Source organism: Streptomyces sp. SID13726 (assembly GCF_010548375.1).
Lineage (GTDB): Bacteria > Actinomycetota > Actinomycetes > Streptomycetales > Streptomycetaceae > Streptomyces.
On record NZ_JAAGLY010000180.1, the window covers coordinates 1 to 587 of the forward strand.

Annotated in this window: 1 protein-coding gene; it reads right to left on the reverse strand. The window is 72.4% G+C overall.

Going from position 1 to position 587, the window contains the following annotated elements; all coding sequences use genetic code 11:
• Positions 1-587 (reverse strand): DUF2071 domain-containing protein (locus tag G3I78_RS47045; RefSeq protein WP_203616494.1); only part of this gene is annotated, 587 nt, incomplete at both ends.

The following is a 587-nucleotide window of genomic DNA, read 5'->3' on the forward strand; positions in this document are numbered from 1 at the left end:
AGCAGGGCGACCGCGGTGATCAGGTTCTCGTCGAGGTGCAGCAACTCGGCGCGGTGCAGACTCCACCGCGGGTGCGCGTTCGGGAGGTAGAGGGTCCTGCCGTGCCGGTCGCTGTGCATGCCCCAGCGGGCCGTGAGGAAGTCCTCGAGCCCGCTCGGCTCCGTGATCCGCGCACCGATGCGCAGACCCAGTCGGGCGTGCGCTCCGCCGCTGCCCTCCGCCCGCGGCCAGCGGCGTCTCGTGGCGTAGTCGATGCCGTCGCCCTCGCGGCGGACCGACATCTCAGCCCACATGTACGGCAGTCGGAAGCCCAGTCGTGCGATGAGCACCGGGAGCAGCCGCGACGCCTCGAACGACCTGAAGACCACTCCGCGGCGGCCGCGTCCGTCCACCGAGTACAGGCGCACGTTCGTCTCCGGGAAGGACCCGAGGTACGGGACGCCGGGCAGCCCCAGCCAGCCGACGCGGTCCATCCGGAAGGCGATGAGGCCGACGTACGTGACGCCGTCGAGGGTGTCGGGGACGGTCCCGGGCGGCAGCAGCGGAGCCACGTCCGCCGGGTCTGCCGGCCAGTGCAGGAAGGCGAG